Raw genomic sequence first — 19,745 nt, forward strand, 5'->3', positions numbered from 1 at the left:
CTGTGACTGGGCAAGCATCCCCGCGCCGACGCGGTAAATTCGCAGCCACTGCGTCGTCATGCGTAAGCGTTGCCTTCGGTTTGAAACGAGTTCGAGGATTGCCTTGATTGAAAATGAAAGTATACTAAAATTCTCAACTTACCACTTCTTGCTGAGCTTGAAGGTGATGGTTCTCGCTTCGCCGTAGCCGCACACATTCGCGCCGGCGCAACCCGAGACATATTCCTTGTCGAACAGGTTCGCGACGTTGAGTGCCGCACCCCAGCCCTTCTTCTCGTAGCGGATGCCCGCATCGAAGAGTGTTGCCGAGGGTACGCGCAGCGTATTGGCCTGGTCTGCCCAGGATTTGCCCTGGTAGCGCACGCCGGCGCCAATGCTGAGTCCGTCAAGCGCATCGCTCGTGAAGGCGTAGTCGAGCCAGAGGGATGCGGTGGAATTCGGCACCAGATAGGGCGAGTTGCCGATGATGGAGGAGTCGAGGTCCTTGGTGATCGTCAGCTCGGTGTAGGAATAGGAGCCGAGGAGCTTCCAATTGTCATCCAGATTGACCTTGCCTTCGAATTCGACACCGCGCGAGCGGACCTCGCCGACCTGGCGCTGCAGGAAGGTGACTGGATCGGTCAGCGCCATGTTCTTGCGGTCGATCTGGAAGATGGACGCCGTGAACAGGCCGTCGATGAAGTCGGGCTCATACTTGATGCCGGCCTCGTATTGCTCGCCCTTCTCCGGCGTCAGACCACCGCCGGTAACGCTGGTGCCGATCAGAGGATTGAAGAAGGTGCCGGCGCTGACATAGGGCGTGATGCCGTTGGAAAACTCGTAGGCGAGGCCCGCACGGCCGCTTGGCGCTGATACGTTCGACTTGTAGCTCGTGCCGACCTTCGAGTCGGAATTGGTGTCGACGAAGTCGTAACGGCCGTTGAGCGTGACCAGCCAGCCGTCGCCGAAGCGCATCTGGTCCTGCGTATAGATACCGAGTTGCTGCTGCGTCATGACCTGATTGAGGTAGACGAAGTTGCTCCCCTGCGGCGTGCCATAGACGGGGTTGATGGCGCTGATCGGATTGGAGCCGCAGCACGCCTGGATCTGGTCGAGGCGGTAGATCGAATAGTCCGTGCCGATCAGGAAATCATGGCTGATCAGTCCGGTGTCGAACTTGTTTTCCGCGCGCGTATCGACGGAGAACGTATCGACCTTTGAGCGCTCGAAGAAGCCGATGCGGTTCAGCATGTAGTTGGGATCGTCATAACCAGGGCTGAGCGGATTGCCGTCGACATAGCCGTTCAGATACGGGCCTTCCTCGCGCTTGTAGAGGTGGCCGTAGCGCGCGTTCTGGGACACGGTCCAGCCGCCGTCGAAATCGTGCGAGAATTCGTAGCCCAGCATCTGCTGGGCATATTTGAGATTATCGATGCTTCGCTCGCCATAGAAGGCATCGCGCTTGATCTTGCCGAAGGGGGCATCGACAACGGTGCCGACATAGGGGAAGAAGCCGTTGCCGCTATGGATTTCGTCCAGGCCGCTCAGCATGCCGAAGACGGTCAGCTTGGTGGACTCATCGGGCGAGATGGTAACCTGCGGCATGATGAAGCCGCGCAGGTCGTGGGTGCCGTCGCTATAGGTGTCGCCGCCGGCGATCTTGCCGGTCAGGCGATAGCGGTAGACGCCGTCGGCCGAAAGCTTGTCGGAAAAGTCGAAGCCGACGAAGGCATTGCCGAGATTGTTGATGCCGATCTCGGTCGAATATTGAGGAGTGTCCGTTGGCTCCTTGCGGACCATGTTGACGAGGCCGCCCGGATTGGCACCGCCATAAAGCACGGAGGAAGGCCCCTTCAGCACTTCGACGCGCTCGAGCATATAGGGATCGATCTGGAAGCCACCGAAGCCGTAGCTATAGAGCGTCAGGCCATTCATGAAGACGCCGCTCTGCGTCGCGTCGAAGCCGCGAATGTAGAACCAGTCGGTATCGCCATCATTGCCGAAGGGCTGCGCGGTGACGCCGGGCGTATAACGCAGAACCTCATCCACCTTGTTGGTGATGCCGCGATCCTGCATTTCCTGCTGGCCGATGACGGAGACCGATTGCGGTACCTCGGTGATTGGCGTGTCGGATTTTGAGCCTGCCGTGGTCTTCCTGGCGACATAGCCCTTGACCGGCGCGGTGCCGCTGTCTTCACTCTTCTGTTGCGAACCCTGAATAACCAAAGGCTGCAGCTCCGTCGGCGTTTCCTGCGCCATGACCTTGGAGCCCGCTAGCAGCGCGATAATGGCTGCGCCCGTCGCTATGAGCCGCGCTCGCGATACCTCCTGCTTCAATCCCTGCATTTCCGTCATTCGTCCCGAATTCTTGCGCCCGTTCGGCCGGTTGGCCGATCCCTCGATAAGATGAGTAGTTAATTCATATTTATGGGTGCGGCTTGTCTGTCACGGGGGAAATTGAATGTTTTTGGGCAATTCTCCGCAAAACGTACAATTGATCGCGGACTGTGGTTTTCAGGCAAGCCTGCTCCGCTTCCAACTGGCGGGCGCGCTGCCGACATTCTTGCGGAAGACACGGGTGAAATGCGCCTGATCGGCAAAGCCGGTTTCGACGGCGACGGTCGTCAGCGGCATCTCGCTGTTCAGAAGAAGCTGCTTCGCCCGTTCGAGCCTGGCCTGCGTTTGCCATTGATGCGGCGGCACGCCCGTGGACGCCTTGAAGGCATGGCTGAAATGCGACTGGGAGAGGCCGGTCAATTCAGCCAGTTCTTCCAGCCGGATGGCGCGCGTGCAGTTCTCTTCGATATAGTCGACCGCACGGCGCAACTGCCAGGTGGCAAGGCCACTGCGTTTGCGTGGCTGGGTTCCGCGCAACTGCAACACGTCGATCAAAAGCGAAAGCGTCAGACCATCGCCGTAAAGATCGTGCAGTGGCTCAGGGTTTTCACATTCGGCGGCGATAAGCTCGGCGAGCGCCATCACCCGCGGGTCGTTGAAATGCAACTGTGGCCGGTCGAGCTGTGCCGGATCGATATTTTCCATCAGGCGCTGGCTGAGTATTTCCGCATCGAAATGAATATCGAGGTGGCGCACGAACTCGACGCCCGCCATGTCGACCCAGAGCTCCATGCCGGCAGGGATATAGGAGATGCGACCGCTACTATAATCCTGCAGCTGGCCTTGCGCGCCAGGCGAGGGTCGAACATTGGTCTTACCTGCCCCACGCTGCTCCAGAAGGATGAACAGGCGTGGATCGCGTGCCACATAGTATCCGCCGGCTTGTGCGGCACAATTGACGTTCCAGATATCGGCAACCATGCCGTTCCAGTAGCGACGATGCATGCCGCCGATGACGGAAAAGCCTCCGATCTTGTTCTGCATTCTCGGCTGAAACATCATTTGCTGCTTCCGGCGTCCGCCCGTGCATTAATCCTGTAAATTAAACTCAAGTTATTATAACAACAGTATTTAGATGACAATGCGTCGCGCAAGCGAGCGTGGCTTGAAGCTCTCCGGCGGTGAGCTTCAACGCATCGCAGTCACTCGCGTACTATATGGCAACGCGACCATTCTTCTTCACGACCTGCCCGTCAACGTTGATCGCGATCGAGGCCTATGGTGGTTCGCATCATTGGGCACGGCTAATTAATCGCTGCAAATCGGGCAAGCAATTCGGGCTAGCATTACAGTTGCATCTTTGTGCACTGCCTGAATCTATAGAGACGGCGCTGGAGCTTTGGGCGTTTTCGTTACGAGATGTGAAAGCGCGAATGCGACCGCTTTTTACACAGGAGCGGGTGGCGAATTCAGCGAGCCAATTCCTGGACGGTTTGCTGGGAGAAGAGCGACGCAAGACGGGATGGATGCGGGCGGAGGCGGCCGACGATCCCGGCCCATGGCGGCAGCAGGCTATTCTGGGGCGTGGTCATTGGGACGCGGACGCCTTGCGCGATATCGTGCGTGACTATGCCCTTGAGACGCTGGCCGATGCTGACGCGGTCCTGGTGATCGACGAGACCGGTTTTCTCAAGCAGGGCAAGGCATCCTGTGGTGTCGGCCGGCAATATACAGGTTCGGCGGGCAAGATCACCAATTGCCAGATCGGCGTGTTCGCATCGTATGTCTCACGCCATGGTCATGCCTTCATCGACCGGGCGCTCTATCTGCCGAAGGTCTGGACGGAGGACAGGAGCCGTATGGCCAGCGCTCATGTGCCGGAAGCGGTCGGCTTTCTGACCAAGCCGGCACTGGCGCTGACGATGATCGAGCGGGCGATCGCTTCGGATGTGCCGTTTTCCTGGGTGGCTGCCGACAGCGTCTATGGCGTAGGCGACATCGAAATGGCGCTCAAACGAGCCGCCAAGGGCTATGTGCTGGGCGTGAACGCCAATCATCTCTTTCGCTCATGGGACAAACCGCTGGCCGTTGCCGGGACAGCGAAGGACATCGCCGAAGCCTTGCCTGACGATGCCTGGCGACGCATGTCGGCAGGCGATGGGATCAAGGGCGCGCGACTGCACGATTGGGTCTATCTCGAATTGGCCGACCTCGATGCCGATGATTTCGAGGCGGCATTCCCCGGCACCTGGACACGGGGGCTGTTGATCCGCCGCAAAATCGCCGATGGCGATCTCGCTTTCTTCTCCACATGGTGTCCGGTTGGCACATCCATGGAAAAGCTGGTGACCGTGGAGAGCCACCGCTGGGCCATCGAAGACAGCTTCGAAACCGCCAAGAACGAGCTCGGCCTTGACCACAATGAGACCCGCTCCTGGCACGGCTGGCATCGCCATGTCTCGCTGGTCATGCTCGCATTCGCCATGATGGCGGTCATTCGTCATCGCGCCAACACTATGCCACCCCCAAAAACGAGGCAGCGCTTAGGGTACAGCATCAGCAATTGATCCGCTGGTCGATCCAGGAAATCCGCCGGAGCGCAACACGCCTCGCACGACAGCGAATTGAACCTTCATGCGTCATCACATGGTCGCTTTGGCGACGGGTACACCAAGCCGCAGCAAGGCAAGCGCTCCTCAAATCAAAAATGCAACTGTAATGCTAATTCGTCTCTTACGTGAGGCGCAAATTGAGCTTGTCCTTCAACGCCTGCGGTCCGACACAAACAGCCTCAATTTGCTCATCCGAAAACGAAAGTGTTTTCAGGAAATGAAGCTGGAGCAGCGCCTCCATCTTCTCGCAAAGCACATATAGCGGCATTCCATCAGCCGACTTGTGCTCCGATTTAGGGTCATAGTGCGTCAGGTAGTTTCGGGTGTCCACTATCAACCGGACAAGACGCTTTCTGTCTGCGTCGCTTCCAAACCGATCCTTGAATGGTTCGAGAATCCGCTTCAGTCGGTCTGCAAGGCTGATCTCATTGGCGAAAGCCAGCTTCTGTCCAATCCACTCCTTGTGCGCGTCAGGAGCGGCCTTGATCAGAAGGTCCTTCAAGGCGCCGAAATCGGCGGCGGCCATCGCGGTTTCAGTCGAGGTTCGACGGTGCAGCGTTTCAACAGCCTGGGCGAGAGAAAGAAAACGTCCCTCCAGAAATGTATGTAACCCTGCTCTCGTTGAAAAATAGAGGTGCAAGACCGGTAGGATTACATCGTACAACTCGAACCAACTGGCGACTATCTTCTGGGAATTACCCTGAACATCGAGGTAGCGATACAACATCCGGAAGCTGTCAATTTTGGGCGTCTTATCGAGGTGGTTTTTCGAACGGTAGTACAAGTCCATCTTGGCTGGTTTGGTTTTACCCTCGCCAATCGGTTCCGTGATGGCTTTATTGATCGCCCAGACTTCCGTCACCGACACCATGGTGTCGACGGCGAACGATACAAACTCTCGAAGCATAGTGACGATGTTTGTAAAGAAGCCGGGCTTCTGCGGTTCCCGGGCTGATATTTTCAGATAAGCCGAGGCATTTATCTCTGCATGCTTCACGTCGGTCATGGACGGCATGGTGTGTCCGAAACCAACGGACAACGTGAAATCATCGCCTTCATATAGGGTAATCGGCTCGGGGCGACGGTACTCGACGGAGTAAACGAGTGGGGTATCAATTAACGACAGGGAAAGCCCTGAAACACGAAGCCACTCCTCGAAGCCTTGGACAGAGGTGTACTGCTCGTCGAAAGGATATCCTCATCGGCGTCGAATGCCACACCCAAAATTGCCCAGGATGCTTCGACTTTCGACTTGATGACACCGCCGAAACCGTAAGGCAGCTTCCGATAGAAGCAGTGCTCAAGAGTGAGCATGCCTTCCTTCTCAATCTGGCCGACCACGCGTCCGATGGTCAGCGTCTCATCCTTAAGGTCCTCGACGGACCCGGTCGGGCCGGAAAAACTCCCAAGGATTTCGAGATGAACCTTTCCGGCTTCTGAAATCGTCAACGTTCCTGGTGCTCTGTAGTCCTCCTTGCCGGGAAGCCAAAAGAAACCCGATCGTACCAAAGGCTCTTTAATGCGCATAAAACCCCTCTTCAAAAGACTTTTGTTGAAGCACAGCCAACGGATTAGCCTGTTCGTCCGCGATCAACTTCAATGGCAACCCATATAGGAAGCGCACGTAGCGATTGCACCCCCATCAAAAAAAGGAGGGCCGTCTCTGGGGTGAGACGCGAGCCAGTTCCTTCTTCAGCCGCCTGATCTCCTCAGCCTCGTCGTTGCAGGTACCTGCAGCGATATCAATGTCTGGAAGCGCTTCTCTGTCGTTCATGCCCTATCTTGTTCTGATAAGCAGTATTCACAAACAATGGGCCATGCGTCAGTTCACGACGCATGGCAGGCACGACCGAATATAGGCGCTGATCCCACCTTGAGAGGGGATCAAGATCCTGCAACTAGTATATAATCTGGCACCAAGCGAAAATCGGAATAGCAAGGTCTCAGGTTCACATCCCATCAAGGCGAGCAGGATGGTTCGCGGCTCCGTTGTGCCCATTTCAGACGGTAGCTGGCTCGTATTCCGAGCGGTCTTGGCACGGCGATGCCGTTGAAGATCGCTAATTTTCTTCGATACAATAAGCCACCCGATAAAGCAAAAGGGCGCCGGCCAAGGCGGCGCCCTTGATGAGCGCTAAGACAGGTGATGCGACTTGGTCAACCCGAAAACCGGCGTGTCGATGCCGACCTGCCTGGCTTTCAGCTGAAGCGACAGGTATTGCGAATAGTGGCGCGATTGGTGCAGGTTGCCGCCGTGGAACCACAGCGCTTCCTGCTGCGTCGGTTTCCACATGTTGCGCTGCTCGCCCTCCCAGGGACCTGGGTCTTTGGTCGTGTTGGAGCCGAGGCCCCAGCATTTTCCGACCTTGTCGGCCACTTCGCGCGAGATGAGATCGGCCGCCCAGCCGTTCATCGAGCCGTAGCCGGTGGCATAGACGACGAGGTCCGCCGGAAGCTCCGTGCCGTCCTTCAGCACCACGGCGTTTTCCGTCAGATGCGAGACATCGACACCGGATTTCAGCTTGATCGAACCATCGATGACCAGGTCGCAGGCTCCGACGTCGATGTAATAGCCCGATCCTCGGCGCAGATATTTCATGAAGAGACCCGAATCGTCGTCGCCGAAATCCAGTATGAATCCGGCCTTTTCGAGCGAGGAATAGAAGTCCGCGTCCTTTTCGCGGATCTTGTCGTAAATCGGGATCTGGAACTCATGCATAATCCGGTAGGGCAGGGAGGCGAAGATGAGATCGGCCTTGCGCGTCGTCATGCCGCCCTCGACCGCCCGCTCGGAATAGAGATCGCCGAGGCCGATCTCCATCAGCGAGTCGGACTTGACGATATGGGTGGACGAGCGCTGAAGCATGGTGACATCCGCGCCGGCCTCCCAGAGCGCCGCGCAGATATCGTGGGCGGAGTTGTTGGAGCCGATGACGACGACCTTCTTGCCGGCATAGGCGTCCGGGCCGGGATGCTGCGAGGAATGCTGCTGCTCACCCTTGAAGACGTCCTGGCCTTCGAATTTCGGCACATTGGCCTTGCCCGACATGCCGGTCGCCAGCACCAGCTGCCTCGGCCGCAGCACCACTTCCTTGCCATCCCGCTCGATGACGACCGTCCATTCGCCGGTCTTTTCGTCATACTGCGCCGATTTGGCCGTGGTGGAGCCCCAGTAGTTCAGCTCCATGACCTTGGTGTACATTTCCAGCCAGTCGCCGACCTTGTCCTTGGGCGTGAAGACGGGCCAGTTCTCAGGGAAGGGGATGTAGGGCAGGTGATCGTACCAGACGGGATCATGCAAGCAGAGCGACTTGTAGCGCTTGCGCCAGCTGTCGCCGGGGCGCTCGTTCTTCTCGATGATGATCGTCGGCACGCCGAGCTGGCGAAGACGCGCGCCGAGCGCGATGCCGCCCTGACCGCCGCCGATAATCACGACCTCGGGCTGCACCGAATAGCCGAGTTCGGCGGCCGCGATCTCGCGCTTTTCCTTCCAGGTCTTGCGATCCCGGTCATGGCCGTGCTCCGCCCCCATCGGACGGCGAACCCCCTTGGGCTCCTCATGACCCTTCAGTTCCGTCATGGTGGTGAGCAGCGTCCAGATCAGGCCGTCCTTCAGGCGGATATGGCCATAGCCGCGCGCGACCGCAGTCTCGAATTCGAACCAGCCGTCGGTGACGCCGCCGGCCTCCGAGGCGGCCTCCTTCGTGTCCTGCACGAAGTTCGAGGGCTTGGTGGCGGCAAGCTGGCTGGTCAGCATGTCGCGGATCTGCTCATGGCCTTCCAGCGTCTTCAGGTTCCAGGTGAATGTCACCAGGTCGCGCCAGTAGCAATCGGCCTGAAACAGGTTGACAGCGGCGTCGATGTCGCCGCTTTCCAGCGCCTGCCCTAGCTTTGAAAGCATCGTGTCGATCTTGGTTCCGGGGCTGATATCAAGCATTTTTTCTCCTCCGTGGATGCTTGGGGGTGGTCATGGAACGCCCGCATGGGGGCGTTCCAGAAAGCGTCAAAGCCTCCGCCGGCCGGGCTCCTCTCCCGGAACAGGCGTCGCAGAGATGCTTATTTCGAAAGATCGATCAGGATCTTTAGATGGGTGCCGGCCGGATCGAGCAGGACATCGAAACCCTCCTTCACCGCCGTGTCGAGCGTGATGCGCTTGGTGACGATCTTGGTCGCCGGCAGCAGGCCCGAGGCGATCAGGCGGATCACGCGCGGCCAGTAATGTGTCGGATAGGCCCAAGAGCCCTTGACCTCGAGGTCGCGGAACGTGACCTGGAACCAGTCGATCGGGTTTTCGTGCGGGTGCAATCCGGTCTGGACGACCACGCCCTGTTTGCGTACCGCATCGACGCAGGCCTTGAGCGCATGTTCGTTGCCCACGCATTCGATCGCCACGTCGCAACCGACCTGTCCCTCCGTCTGCGTGCGGACGACATCGCCGACGTTGTCGCGCTTAGGGTTGATCGTGATGACGTCGGGCAGCACGCTCTTGGCCAGCTCCAGCCGGGCATCGTTAAGATCGGAGACGAAGAGCTGCGCGGCACCGGCCGCGTGGGCGGCGAGCAGGGTCAGCATCCCGATCGGCCCGGCGCCGGTGACGAGAACGCTGTTGCCGGCGGTCACGCCGCCGCGGTCGCAGGCATAGACGGCAACCGCCGTCGGTTCGACGAGTGCGGCCTCCTCGTCGGTCATCTCGTCCGGGATCTTCTGGACATTGTATTCGTTGACCATGGCGGCTTCCGCCATGCCACCGCCATCCCAGCTCAGTCCCACCAGCGCCAGCTGCGTGCTCAGATGGAAGAGGCCGCGATCGGCGAAATAGTCGCCCGATCTCGGCATGACCAGCGGCTGGATCGAGACGCGATCACCGACGGCGACCGACGTCACGCCCTCGCCAACGGCCTCGACGACGCCGCCGAACTCATGGCCGAGGACCTGCGGGCCGTGCGCGCCGGTGAACGGATGCGGCTCCTTGGGAATGAAGATCGGACCGTAGCTGTATTCGTGAAGATCCGTTCCGCAGATGCCGACGAAGCGGTTGCGCACGAGAACCTGTCCCGGCCCCGGCTGCTTCGGCTCGGGGATGTCGTCCAGCCGCAAGTCCTTGGCTGCATGAAATCTGAGTGCGCGCATGTTTCCTCCATTGGCTGTCTTTGACAACAGGGGAGGAGCAATGCCCATGCCAGCGGCGCGCGCCGGGGCGATGACTGATATCATTCAGCTTTTCGTGCCGGCAGCGGCGCGACATGCAACAGCTGCGGCGCAACAGCTGTGGCGGATGCCACAGTGTGGGGCTCAATGCGGGCGGTCTATGCCGAGCCGTCTCATGCGGCGGTGCAAGGTGGTGCGATCGATGCCGAGCCGGCGTGCGGCTTCGGATACATTGCCCTTGCAGGTCAGAAGCACTGCCCTGAGGTCGGCTTGATGGCTGTCTTCGCCGAGGATCGCGGACATGCCCGACAGCTGGTCCGGCAGATCCGTCACCTCGACCAGACCGTCGTCACACAGCGCTGCGGCAAAGGCAATGGCATTATCGAGCTCGCGGATATTGCCCGGCCAGGCATAGTGGAGGAGGAGCAGTCTGGCGGCACCCGAGAGCCGGAGAGGTCGGCCCTCCGTGCCATGCTTTTCGAGCAGCTGTTCGAGCAGCCAGGGCAGGTCCTCGCGCTCGCAGAGCGGCGGCAGCGTAAGCACCGCGGCGTTCAGCCGGTAATAGAGGTCTTCGCGGAACGCGCCGCCCGCAACCATGTCGACCAGCGATCGATGCGACGCCGAAAGCACACGGAAATCGACCCTGCGGGGGACCGAGCCGCCAACGGGAAGGACTTCGCCTTCGGCCAGAACCCTGAGCAGCCGGCTTTGTGCGGCGTAGGGCATGTCGCCGATTTCGTCGAGGAACAGGGTTCCACCCTGCGCCTCCTCGACCAGGCCTTTGCGGCCCTTGGCGAGCGCGCCGGTAAAGGCCCCCGGCGCATGGCCGAACAATTCGCTTTCGATGAGCTGTTCGGGGATGGCCGCGCAATTGACCGCAACGAAGCGGCCGGAAAGCCCGCTCACCGTGTGAACGATGCGGGCCAGATATTCCTTGCCGGTTCCGGTCTCGCCCTGGATGAGGATCGGCAGCCTGCTCGACGCGAGTTTCGTCACCTTGCGCCTGAGTTCGTCGACGGCCGGAACGTTGCCGCCCAGGCTGCTCATCGCCGGCTGTTGCCGGGACGGACGCGCAACAGGCACGCTCACCGTGCGCTGCTGCGGCTCGATGGCATGGGCATAGAGGGTCGACCCGTCGCGCACGGCGATCCGCCGGTTCTGCGGCAGGCTGGCGCGGGTGAGGGACGCGAGTTCGTCGAGCCCCGCTTCGAAGAAGTCGGTGACCGGTTGTGCGATCAGAAGCTCGGGCCTGCGCCAGTCGAGCCCGCGCGAGGCCGCAAGAAGCCGCGCGCCGCCATGGGTCATGCCGGTGATGCGGCCCGCGCCGTCGACGGAAATCGCCGCTTCCGGGTCGACGTCGAGGAACTCCGGTGCGCCGGCAAAGCGCAGCACCAGATCGTGACGGCTGCTGGCCATGAGGTTGGCGAGCTCGATGCGCCGCACCGTGGAAGAGACGAGATGGCGCGCCATGTTCTGGCTCGCCTTGAGGATCGGCGAACTCAGGAGCGAAATGTCGAGGACGGCGGCCAGGGTCCCTTGCGTGTCGTAGATCGGCGCGGCGGTGCAGGAGAGCGGCGTATGCGTGATATCGAAATGGTCTGTCTGGTGGATGGTCAGCGCCTCGCCGGTGGCGATGCAGGCGCCGACGGCGCAGGTGCCGGCGCGGGGCTCGGCCCATTCGGAGCCGAGATAGAGACCCGCCTTGCGCAGGTTGTTGTTGAAGGACGGATCGCCCAGGAATTCGACGGTAACGCCCTGACGGTCGGAGAGCAGCAGCACATAGTTCTGCTCTGCAACCTGCCGGTAGAGCCGCTCTAGACCGGAGCGGGCGATGTGCACGAGGTCTTCCGCCTGCTGGCGATGTTCGCGCAGCCGTGTCTGCGAGACGATGACCGCCTCGCGCGCCTGTGCCGGGTCAAGCTGGTAGGTGTCCAGGCAACGTCGCCAGGATTCCACGACGATGGCGTCGCGCCCTGTATTGCTTCCCTGTCCGACCCGCTCGATTTCCTTAACGTGATCCGCAAAATCCATCAATCACCGGCTCTCAAGGCCGCCTCCCGTGATCTTCCAGGAGATCATAGCCGCAATTGCGCGGGCTGCCTAATCTTTCGGCGCACTTCGACCTTCATCCGGAACCAGGCTTCCCTGGGCAAGATGGCGGAGCCAATTGCCGTTAGCGGCATCGTAAGGTCGAAGTAGGCTCGAAGTAACTCCTGTGTCACCCCCGTTGACCATCTCATCAGCGACGGCAACTTGGCGGAGTTGCTACGCCGTTTAGGCGGTAGACCATCCTAAGCAAGCCGGTGGACGCATAGCCCGCTCATCAAGGGAAGCCAGACATCTGATGGCGGGCGCCCGGCGGCAATCACCACTTTGGCCCTGAGTCCTTCAACCCCCGTAGGTACTGGTGCCTCTTATTGCTTTCACTGATTGACGGATCTTGAGTTCGGTCGGCACGAAGTCGACCTCCTCTCCGGTACCCGGACCGGTTGCTGCGGGATCCATTCGCGACCAGCTGTGAAATAGTCTCTTATAAAGAGCAGCCGGGATGCGACCGGACCGCTAGAGGCGCTCCGCGTTGGACGCGATACGCGCGAGGAGCTCTTTCAGTGTGGGCCTGCCGTGGTAATATAGCGCGGCGGTCCGCTCATACGCGCGTTCGTAAAGTCCGAAGGTATCGGGGTCGGAGAGGCTGAACGCCGGATTGCTGCTGATATCGCGATTGTCGAGCTTCGGGAAACGCCGGTCTTTGTGGGTGCGATATGCATCTGTACCGATGAATGCTTGAACGTCCGTTTGGTCCAGCAGGCAATAGACGTCGTAGTAATGCCCGAGGAAATTGGCAGGGAACTGTCCGGTTTCCTGCTGCTTGCGATATTTGGTGGACATGGTCTGGAGCTTTTCCACCAGGGTGTAACGAATCCCTTCACATCAACGGATCCGATTTCGTTGACTGTGGGTCGTGATCTTTAAAAAAATGGCGTTGCAGCCAAGCGCGGGACGACTGCTTTGCGCCTTCATATCGGATGTTGATCCAGCAACAACCGCATCATGAAAGCGGACGTTATGAGGTAGCCCTTGAATGGGCCGATCAATCGAACACCGTCTCATATTGTCGTGAACCTTGCGCGACTTTACAGGCCGCGATAAATTGCACATTGTGCATCGCACCATGATCTGATCGCTGACCTGCCGGTTCGGACAAAGGAAATGCTCCAGTGAGAGGGACGGGTGTCGAAGAGTTCCGGGACGGGTGGCGGCTCGTGTTGGCCGGCCTGTGCGGGTCGTTGTTGGGAATGCCCGCCATCCCGTTCTATACGATCGGCGTCTTCGCGCCGATTTTTGCCGAGGAATTCGGCTGGTCGTTTGCGACCATCTTTGGCGGCTTGTCGTTGCTTGCCGGTTCCGTTCTGATCGTGGGTCCGTTTTTCGCGACATTGATCGACAGGCTCGGCGCGCGCACGGTGGCGTCGATTTCCCTGCCGTGCCTGGGCCTGAGCTATATGACTCTCGCGGCATCGAACGGCTCGGTGGCGCAATACTATCTGTCGTGGCTCGCCATAGCGATATGTGGGTTGGGGGCAACACCGGTCGTTTTCACGCGGGTAATCAACAGTGCCTTCGCCGAGCGCCGGGGGCTCGCCCTCGGCATCGTGTTGTCCGGAGCAGGCCTGTTTGCTTTTGCGGTGAAGCCGCTTGCCCAATTGTTGATCGAGATCGGAGGATGGCGCGTTGCAATTCTCGTTGTGGGCGCACTACCGGTTTTCATCGCATGCCCCTTGGTTTTTTGGGGCTTTGCCGGGTCGCAAAGCAAGGACGTTCATGTCAGGCCCGCCACGGGCCAGGACTTCGAAGGCATGATGGCCGGCCGGGCTTTCCTGTCTCGCTCGTTCTGGCTCCTCGCCATTGTCTTTATTCCGATGTCGCTCGCCGTCGCTGCGCCGCTGCCCAATATCGAGAACATCCTTCGTTCGCTTCGCCTGCCGCCCGGCGATATCGTCCGACTCGCCTCTCTCGTGGGGATAGCGGCCGTTGCGGGCCGACTGCTTGGCGGCCTTCTGGTTGATCTTTTCTGGGCGCCTGCGGTAGGCACGGTCATCCTCACGATGGGCGCGGTATCGTGCCTTATCCTTTCACAAGACAGTGTGAGTTTCTCGACGGCCGCTATCGCGATCGTTTTGCTTGGGCTCACGTCCGGGATCGAGTTCGATCTGATGGCTTATCTGGTGGCCCGCTATCTCGGGATGCGAAGCTACGCAACGACCTACGCCACGCTGTACGGCATCTTCGTGGTTGGCGCCTTCGTGGGGCCTAGCCTGTTCGGCTACGTTTTCGACCGCACGGGCACCTATGCGGGCATACTTCAAGCCTGCGCGCTGCTGCTCGTCGGCGGTGCGCTCCTCATTCTTTTCCTGGGGCCGTATCCGGTCCGGAAAACCCAAACGTTCCCGTAATATCATAGCGCCGTTTGCGGCTCCGGTGGCTTCTGTCGGTTTTACCTCTTTTAACCAGCCGCCTTGCAGCCGCTGCGATATCGTCCCGGTGGGTTTCCAACCTTGGAGGTAATTGTGAAACGAACAATCTGGGGATTTCTCGCCGCCATGATTATTGCCTCTCCTGTCGCTTCGTTTGCCGCCGACAAGCCTGTCTCGATCGTTCTGGTCCATGGCGCATTCGTTGACGGCTCCGGATGGCAGGCGGTCTTCGACCTCCTGACCGGCGACGGGTATGAGGTTCTGGTCGTCCAGAACCCGACGATCAGCCTCAGCGGCGACGTTGCAGCCACCAATCGTGTGATCGAGGCGGCGAGCAAACCGGTCGTCCTCGTCGGCCATTCCTATGGCGGAATGGTCATCACCGAGGCGGGCAATAATCCGAAGGTGCAGAGCCTGGTCTACCTTGCAGCCTTTGCGCCAGACGCCAAGGAATCGGTGGCATCGCTTGCCGAACAACCCGTGCCTGCGGGAGAGTCGGGAGCGCCCCTGCTGCCGCCGAAGGATGGCTACCTGCTGGTTGATCCCTCGAAATTTCCGACCGCTTTCGCAGCGGACGTCGATCCCACGATAACCGGCTTCATGGCCGTCGCCCAGGTTCCGTGGGGCCTGGAGGCGGTGCAGACCCCGATCGACAAGGTCGCGTGGAAGACCAAGCCCTCGCACTTCATGGTCACCAAGAAGGACATGATGATCCCGCCGACGTTCCAGCGAGCATTTGCCAAGCGAGCCGGTTCCACCACTGTTGAGATCGACAGCAGCCACGCGGTGATGCTCTCGCATCCAAAGGAGGTTGCAGCTTTCATCGAGAGTGCGGCAACCGCGAAATAGCGAACGGGGAGAAGCAGATCATGTCTCATGTCAAGATCATGGCGACCTTGCTCGCCAGATCAGGCAAGGCCGGAGCTCTGGAGGCGCTGCTCTTCGGCATGGCGCCCCACTGCCGGATGGAACCAGGCAATCTGCGGTGGGATGTGTGGCGGACCAAGCGAAGGCCGACCGCTACGTGGTCGATGTATTCTACGTCGACAATGCCGCGGTCGCGGCGCACCGCGATACTTCGCGCTTCAAGGACTACCTGTCGAAGATAAACGACCTCGCCGAGCAAAAAGCCTTCGTCCTCGACCCAGCGCTGGTTGCCAACAAGAACGGCTAGGGCAATTCAGGATAATCCCTTTCGCGCGACTTCATCTTGCCGCGCGAGGGCCTCAAGCAACCTACGGGCCTTCGCAACGCTCGCGCAAGGCAGTGCGTCATCGAATTCGGCATATACCGGCGAAAGCAGCTCGGCCGCCGCCTGCCGGTCGGTTTCGGCCCACAACTCCGCCAGCGACGTCGAGGCGCGCAGCTGGAAGAAAAGAGCGCCGCTTTCCCGCGCGGTCTCCGCAGCGAGCAACAAGGTTTCTGAGGCACCGGCCAGATCGCCGTCCAGCCGCTGAAGCAGACCGCGCACGCGGAGCAGTTCCGGCCGGGACCAGTGCTCGCCCTGTCTGTCGGCACGGTTGAAAGCAGCGCTCAAGCTGTCGCGCGCGAGCGCGATGCGTCCGTGACGCAACGCAGCTTCCGCAAGGATTGAGAGGTAAAACGGCACCCGAACGAGGAAATTGTTGGCGATGAGTTGCTCGGTAGCCTGGCGCATCGTGCCGACCCCTTCTGCGTCGCCGTCCATGCACGCGAGCACACCCTTGTAAAAACGGCAGACCGGTTGCCAAATCGCGATTTCGCGCAGGGTGAGATTGCGGGCAAGCGCCGCGACGTGCTGCCGCGCAATCTCGGATTCACCGGACCATAAGGCGATGGGAAGGGCAGCCTGCGCAAGAGCATTGGAATGCGAGACGAGATGATCGCTTGAGATGCTGTGTCCGAGCGCGTCCCGAAGTGCCGCAGCCGCCTCCCTACGATCTCCGGCAACCCAGGCCGCCATCGCCAACGCCACCCGGATCGATACGAACCGATCCATCTGGAAGCGGGCCATGCCAGATTGCTTCTCGGTCGCTGCGTAGTCGCGCGCGAGCCGTTTCAGGTCATCGTTCGCATGCCTGACATCGCCGCAGTAGAAGACGGCCATGAGCCTGACGCGCTCGCCCTCGGCAGCCACCTGTCGGTCCTCTTGCTGGCCGGCCGCGAGCCGCGCAAATTGCGTTAGCGTCGCCATCGTCTGCCGGTGCCGCCCGGTGAAGCTTTGCAATATGCCGAGGCCCCATAATGTGCGGAACTGGTAGTCGACGTTGTCGATCTGTCGCGCCAGTTGATTTGCCTCCATCCATGCAGAGTCGGCTTCTGGGCCGAGACGGTCGGAGAAATTGAGACCCGAGGCATAGGATGCGATGAGCTTCATCTTCACCGCGGGTTCGCAGCGCGACAAGGCTTCGACACATTGCAGCGCCCGTTCGACACGTCGCCGGCTTTCCGCGACCATCGACAATTCGTCCCAAAGCGGAATTGCGGCACTCGTCAGGCGTACGCCGACCTCGTGCTCAAGGCCATCTCCCAACGCCCAGTCGATCGCCTTGCGCAAGTCGTTGATGCGCGGTTCGTAGGAGGCGGTCCATTCCTTCCTCGGCCGCCAGTACCACTCCGCCTCGGCTTGCTCGAACAGCCGGAGGAGATAGTGCGCGTGGCTCGATTGCGCATCAACTGCCTCTCCTGCCGTTTCGAGCCGTTCGCCGGTGAAACTGCGCGTACTGTCGAGCAGCCGATAGCGTGTTCCGCTCGCATCGTGCGTGGTCGACAAAAGCGACTTCGCGGCAAGGCTTTCGGTGTACATCGCGATCTCCTCGATGCTTCTGTCGATGTGGCTGGCCACACCGATGACATCGGCAAGAGAAAAGCTTGCCGAGAATACCGACAAAAGACGCAGGAGCCTGGCCTCGTCCTTTGAGAGAAGCTGGTAGCTCCAATCCAATGTCGCAAGCAGCGTCTGGTGCCGCTGAGGAGTTCCACCCAAACGGGCGATGAGCGGAGTGAAACTTTCCTTCAGAAGGTTGAGCAAGGCCGGCGGCTTTAAGGCCGGCAGCCTGGATGCGGCCAGTTCGATCGCCAGCGCAATCCCGTCGAGCCGGCGGCATATCGCCGATATGGCGGGAAAGTCGGCATCATCGACCTGGTAGCCGTATGCCGCATGCGCCCGCTTCACGAAGAGCTCGACGGCTGGAAAGGCCATGGCCTCCACGCGGTTCTCGCCGCCCTGCTCATCCGGGAATGGAAGCGGCGACAAGCGATAGACGCTTTCGGATCGCGCCCGCAGCGGCTCCCGGCTCGTTGCGATGACATGAAGACCCGGAAGAGCGAGCGTCAGGTGTTCCGCGATCGCAGAAGCGGTACTGAGAACGTGCTCGCAATTGTCGAGTATCAGCAGCATTTCGCGATCGCGCAGCGTCTCGACGATGCCGGCAAGCATGTTCGTCCATTTGCCGCCGGCCCCCAGAGACGCCGCTATCGTGGCATCCACGAGTTGTGGGTCGCCGATGGCAGCAAGATCGACAAAACAAACGCCGTCGCGAAAGCGGTCAAGCAGACTTTGCGTCAGTCTGACAGCGAGCGTCGTCTTGCCTACCCCGGCTGGCCCCACGATCGTGAGGAGCTTGCATTCAGAAAGCTTGGCGACAAGGTCTGCAATTGCGCGGTCGCGACCGACGACCTCCGTCTGTAGAGGCAATTCCGAGCCCGCTGCCTTGGGTGTCTCGAGCGGGGGCTGGTGGTCTCCTCCGTACACACGCAACGGTGCAACGAAGCGATAACCGCGGCCGCTCACCGTGGCGATGCACGACAGCCCGGAGGCCGTTCCCGAAAGGGCGCGGCGCAAGGCTGCGATGTTGACCTTCAGATTGCCCTCATGGACGAAGGTGGCCGGCCAGGCGTACCGTATCAACTGGTCCTTGCCGACGACCTCCCCCGCGTGGATGACGAGCAGGTGGAGAAGATCGAGAGCCCGCGCTCCAATGCGCAGCGGCTTTTCGCCAAGCGTCAGGAGTTGCCGGTCTGGAATGAACCGGTAGTCCCCGAAACAGTATGTTTTGCCGTCTAGTCTGCCGGATTGTTCCATGCACTCACGAATAACTTCCCAATGAAACTTGACGTTTCGAGGTGCGCCCCACGCCCAGCCTGGGGAGCTTTCGCAGGCCATCGAATTTAACCCTCTTTTTACCTCGGCGCCATCCACACGCATATAGCTTAGGAAACATCGATCACCGTTGAAGAGCAACCCGAGACGATAAAGACGATGCCTTGTTCTCGCACCACCCTCAGTCTCTCCGATGCGAAGCGGATGCTGGCGGCGGGCGAAGCCGAAGCCGCAAGCGTCGGCATTGCCTACAACATAGCCGTCGTGGATCAGGGGTGGCGCGCTTGTAGCATTTGCGATCTCGCCATCGGCAAGGCATTGACTGCGCGTTTATTCAATAAGACCACCGTCTCTGGGCCAGTTGGCGCAACCCGGTGCGCCGCTCTTCGGCATAGAGCAAAGCAATGGCGGGCGGGTCATCATCTTCGGCGGCGGAGTGCCGGTGCGCATCGCCATTCCACTGCTGAGGAATAGCGATGGCAAAAAAGCGTTCGTCGAAACCGAAAGAATTCGCCTTACGCTCCCCTCTGCCGAGGCCTAATCGCTGGTTAAAAAAGGTAAATTCTGGCGGATTGTCCTTTGCAGCGTTGGAAGCCGCCGGTACGTTTGCATGCAATAGCCAAGTGCCAGCAAACTAAGGAAGGCTTGCGATGTTCGATATCGTTGTGAATGGCTCGAGGCACCAAGTCGACGTGATACCCGAGATGCCTTTGCTCTGGGTACTGCGCGATGAGCTTGGCATTACAAGTCCGAAGTATGGCTGCGGAATAGCCCAATGCGGCGCCTGCACGGTGCAAGTCGACGGTGAGGCCGTGCGCTCCTGCCAAGCGCGCATCGCAGACGTTGCCGGCAAGGCGATAACCACGATCGAAGGGGTTGGCAACGGCAAGCTGCACCCGGTGCAGGAGGCTTGGATCGAGCACCAGGTTGCGCAGTGCGGATACTGCCAGACGGGCCAGATGATCCAGGTGATCTCGCTGCTTAAAACGCATCCCAAACCGACCGATGAGGATATCAACGAGGTCATGTCGGGCAATCTCTGCCGATGCGGCACGTATGAGCGCATCCGCGTCGCGATCCACGCAGCCGCGGAAAAGATCGGAGGTAAGTGAG

15 protein-coding genes and 1 pseudogene are annotated in these 19,745 nt (G+C 60.1%); 5 read left to right on the forward strand and 11 right to left on the reverse strand.

The window, feature by feature from the left end; all coding sequences use genetic code 11:
- Positions 1-138: 138 nt before the first annotated feature.
- On the reverse strand, positions 139-2,334 hold the full coding sequence (locus GA0061101_RS29290) for a TonB-dependent siderophore receptor (RefSeq protein ID WP_047641240.1): 2,196 nt from the start codon (positions 2,332-2,334) through the stop codon (positions 139-141).
- A 159-nt stretch (positions 2,335-2,493) separates the two neighbouring features.
- Positions 2,494-3,378 carry an AraC family transcriptional regulator gene (locus GA0061101_RS29295; RefSeq protein WP_186453544.1) on the reverse strand — a complete coding sequence of 295 codons (885 nt, stop codon included), beginning with the start codon at positions 3,376-3,378 and terminating at the stop codon, positions 2,494-2,496.
- A 305-nt stretch (positions 3,379-3,683) separates the two neighbouring features.
- On the opposite strand from GA0061101_RS29295, the gene GA0061101_RS29300 reads away from it, so the two are divergent.
- Positions 3,684-4,883, forward strand: a complete 1,200-nt coding sequence (locus tag GA0061101_RS29300) for an IS701 family transposase (RefSeq protein ID WP_141694134.1) — start codon at positions 3,684-3,686, stop codon at positions 4,881-4,883.
- 166 nt (positions 4,884-5,049) lie between these two features.
- On the opposite strand, the gene GA0061101_RS40950 is transcribed toward GA0061101_RS29300, so the two are convergent.
- The 7 genes and pseudogenes from GA0061101_RS40950 to GA0061101_RS29330 all read right to left on the reverse strand — a co-directional run bounded on the left by GA0061101_RS40950 (position 5,050) and on the right by GA0061101_RS29330 (position 12,983).
- Positions 5,050-5,655 carry a HEPN domain-containing protein gene (locus GA0061101_RS40950; RefSeq protein ID WP_342587930.1) on the reverse strand — a complete coding sequence of 202 codons (606 nt, stop codon included), beginning with the start codon at positions 5,653-5,655 and terminating at the stop codon, positions 5,050-5,052.
- Between the two features lie 3 nt (positions 5,656-5,658).
- Positions 5,659-6,057: pseudogene (locus tag GA0061101_RS40955) on the reverse strand (ApeA N-terminal domain 1-containing protein); the annotation flags it as partial.
- Positions 6,045-6,455, reverse strand: a complete 411-nt coding sequence (locus GA0061101_RS40800; RefSeq protein WP_131512104.1) for an ApeA N-terminal domain 1-containing protein — start codon at positions 6,453-6,455, stop codon at positions 6,045-6,047. The gene GA0061101_RS40800 and the pseudogene GA0061101_RS40955, both read right to left, overlap by 13 nt.
- Positions 6,456-7,062: 607 nt before the next feature.
- The gene (locus GA0061101_RS29315; RefSeq protein WP_047641242.1) at positions 7,063-8,865 is read right to left on the reverse strand and encodes an NAD(P)/FAD-dependent oxidoreductase; all 1,803 of its coding nucleotides are present in this window, start codon (positions 8,863-8,865) and stop codon (positions 7,063-7,065) included.
- A gap of 119 nt (positions 8,866-8,984) precedes the next feature.
- Entirely contained in the window at positions 8,985-10,058 is a 1,074-nt protein-coding gene (locus tag GA0061101_RS29320; RefSeq protein ID WP_092576460.1) for a 2,3-butanediol dehydrogenase, read from the reverse strand.
- A 162-nt stretch (positions 10,059-10,220) separates the two neighbouring features.
- The gene (locus GA0061101_RS29325; RefSeq protein WP_047641243.1) at positions 10,221-12,107 is read right to left on the reverse strand and encodes a sigma-54-dependent Fis family transcriptional regulator; all 1,887 of its coding nucleotides are present in this window, start codon (positions 12,105-12,107) and stop codon (positions 10,221-10,223) included.
- A gap of 531 nt (positions 12,108-12,638) precedes the next feature.
- Positions 12,639-12,983 carry a hypothetical protein gene (locus GA0061101_RS29330; protein WP_208865041.1) on the reverse strand — a complete coding sequence of 115 codons (345 nt, stop codon included), beginning with the start codon at positions 12,981-12,983 and terminating at the stop codon, positions 12,639-12,641.
- 356 nt (positions 12,984-13,339) lie between these two features.
- Between GA0061101_RS29330 and GA0061101_RS29335 the strand changes: the two genes are divergently transcribed.
- From GA0061101_RS29335 to GA0061101_RS40960, 3 genes are all read left to right on the forward strand, one after another.
- Positions 13,340-14,530: an MFS transporter gene (locus GA0061101_RS29335; RefSeq protein ID WP_141694131.1), complete on the forward strand. Its 1,191-nt coding sequence runs from the start codon at positions 13,340-13,342 to the stop codon at positions 14,528-14,530.
- A gap of 147 nt (positions 14,531-14,677) precedes the next feature.
- The gene (locus tag GA0061101_RS29340) at positions 14,678-15,400 is read left to right on the forward strand and encodes an alpha/beta fold hydrolase (protein ID WP_047641246.1); all 723 of its coding nucleotides are present in this window, start codon (positions 14,678-14,680) and stop codon (positions 15,398-15,400) included.
- Between the two features lie 145 nt (positions 15,401-15,545).
- On the forward strand, positions 15,546-15,725 hold the full coding sequence (locus GA0061101_RS40960) for a hypothetical protein (protein ID WP_312865293.1): 180 nt from the start codon (positions 15,546-15,548) through the stop codon (positions 15,723-15,725).
- 6 nt (positions 15,726-15,731) lie between these two features.
- Here GA0061101_RS40960 and GA0061101_RS29350 read toward each other — a convergent pair whose 3' ends face one another.
- Positions 15,732-18,614 (reverse strand): ATP-binding protein, encoded by a 2,883-nt coding sequence (locus GA0061101_RS29350; protein ID WP_167669614.1) that lies wholly within the window; start codon positions 18,612-18,614, stop codon positions 15,732-15,734.
- A 352-nt stretch (positions 18,615-18,966) separates the two neighbouring features.
- On the reverse strand, positions 18,967-19,248 hold the full coding sequence (locus GA0061101_RS41160) for a hypothetical protein (protein ID WP_162734489.1): 282 nt from the start codon (positions 19,246-19,248) through the stop codon (positions 18,967-18,969).
- A gap of 34 nt (positions 19,249-19,282) precedes the next feature.
- Between GA0061101_RS41160 and GA0061101_RS29360 the strand changes: the two genes are divergently transcribed.
- Entirely contained in the window at positions 19,283-19,744 is a 462-nt protein-coding gene (locus GA0061101_RS29360) for a (2Fe-2S)-binding protein (protein WP_092576439.1), read from the forward strand.
- The last annotated feature ends 1 nt before the right edge of the window (position 19,745 follow it).

The sequence above is a fragment of the Martinezella lusitana genome, from assembly GCF_900094565.1.
GTDB lineage: Bacteria > Pseudomonadota > Alphaproteobacteria > Rhizobiales > Rhizobiaceae > Rhizobium > Rhizobium lusitanum.

Excerpts from the sequence above, each read along its gene's own strand:
- GA0061101_RS29295 (WP_186453544.1), bottom strand. The coding sequence starts at position 3,378 with ATGATGTTTCAGCCGAGAATGCAGAACAAGATCGGAGGCTTTTCCGTC.
- GA0061101_RS29315 (WP_047641242.1), bottom strand. The coding sequence starts at position 8,865 with ATGCTTGATATCAGCCCCGGAACCAAGATCGACACGATGCTTTCAAAG.
- GA0061101_RS40800 (WP_131512104.1), bottom strand. The coding sequence starts at position 6,455 with ATGCGCATTAAAGAGCCTTTGGTACGATCGGGTTTCTTTTGGCTTCCC.
- GA0061101_RS29325 (WP_047641243.1), bottom strand. The coding sequence starts at position 12,107 with ATGGATTTTGCGGATCACGTTAAGGAAATCGAGCGGGTCGGACAGGGA.
- GA0061101_RS29290 (WP_047641240.1), bottom strand. The coding sequence starts at position 2,334 with ATGACGGAAATGCAGGGATTGAAGCAGGAGGTATCGCGAGCGCGGCTC.
- GA0061101_RS29360 (WP_092576439.1), top strand. The coding sequence starts at position 19,283 with ATGTTCGATATCGTTGTGAATGGCTCGAGGCACCAAGTCGACGTGATA.
- GA0061101_RS29320 (WP_092576460.1), bottom strand. The coding sequence starts at position 10,058 with ATGCGCGCACTCAGATTTCATGCAGCCAAGGACTTGCGGCTGGACGAC.
- GA0061101_RS40950 (WP_342587930.1), bottom strand. The coding sequence starts at position 5,655 with ATGTTGTATCGCTACCTCGATGTTCAGGGTAATTCCCAGAAGATAGTC.
- GA0061101_RS29350 (WP_167669614.1), bottom strand. The coding sequence starts at position 18,614 with ATGGAACAATCCGGCAGACTAGACGGCAAAACATACTGTTTCGGGGAC.
- GA0061101_RS29340 (WP_047641246.1), top strand. The coding sequence starts at position 14,678 with ATGATTATTGCCTCTCCTGTCGCTTCGTTTGCCGCCGACAAGCCTGTC.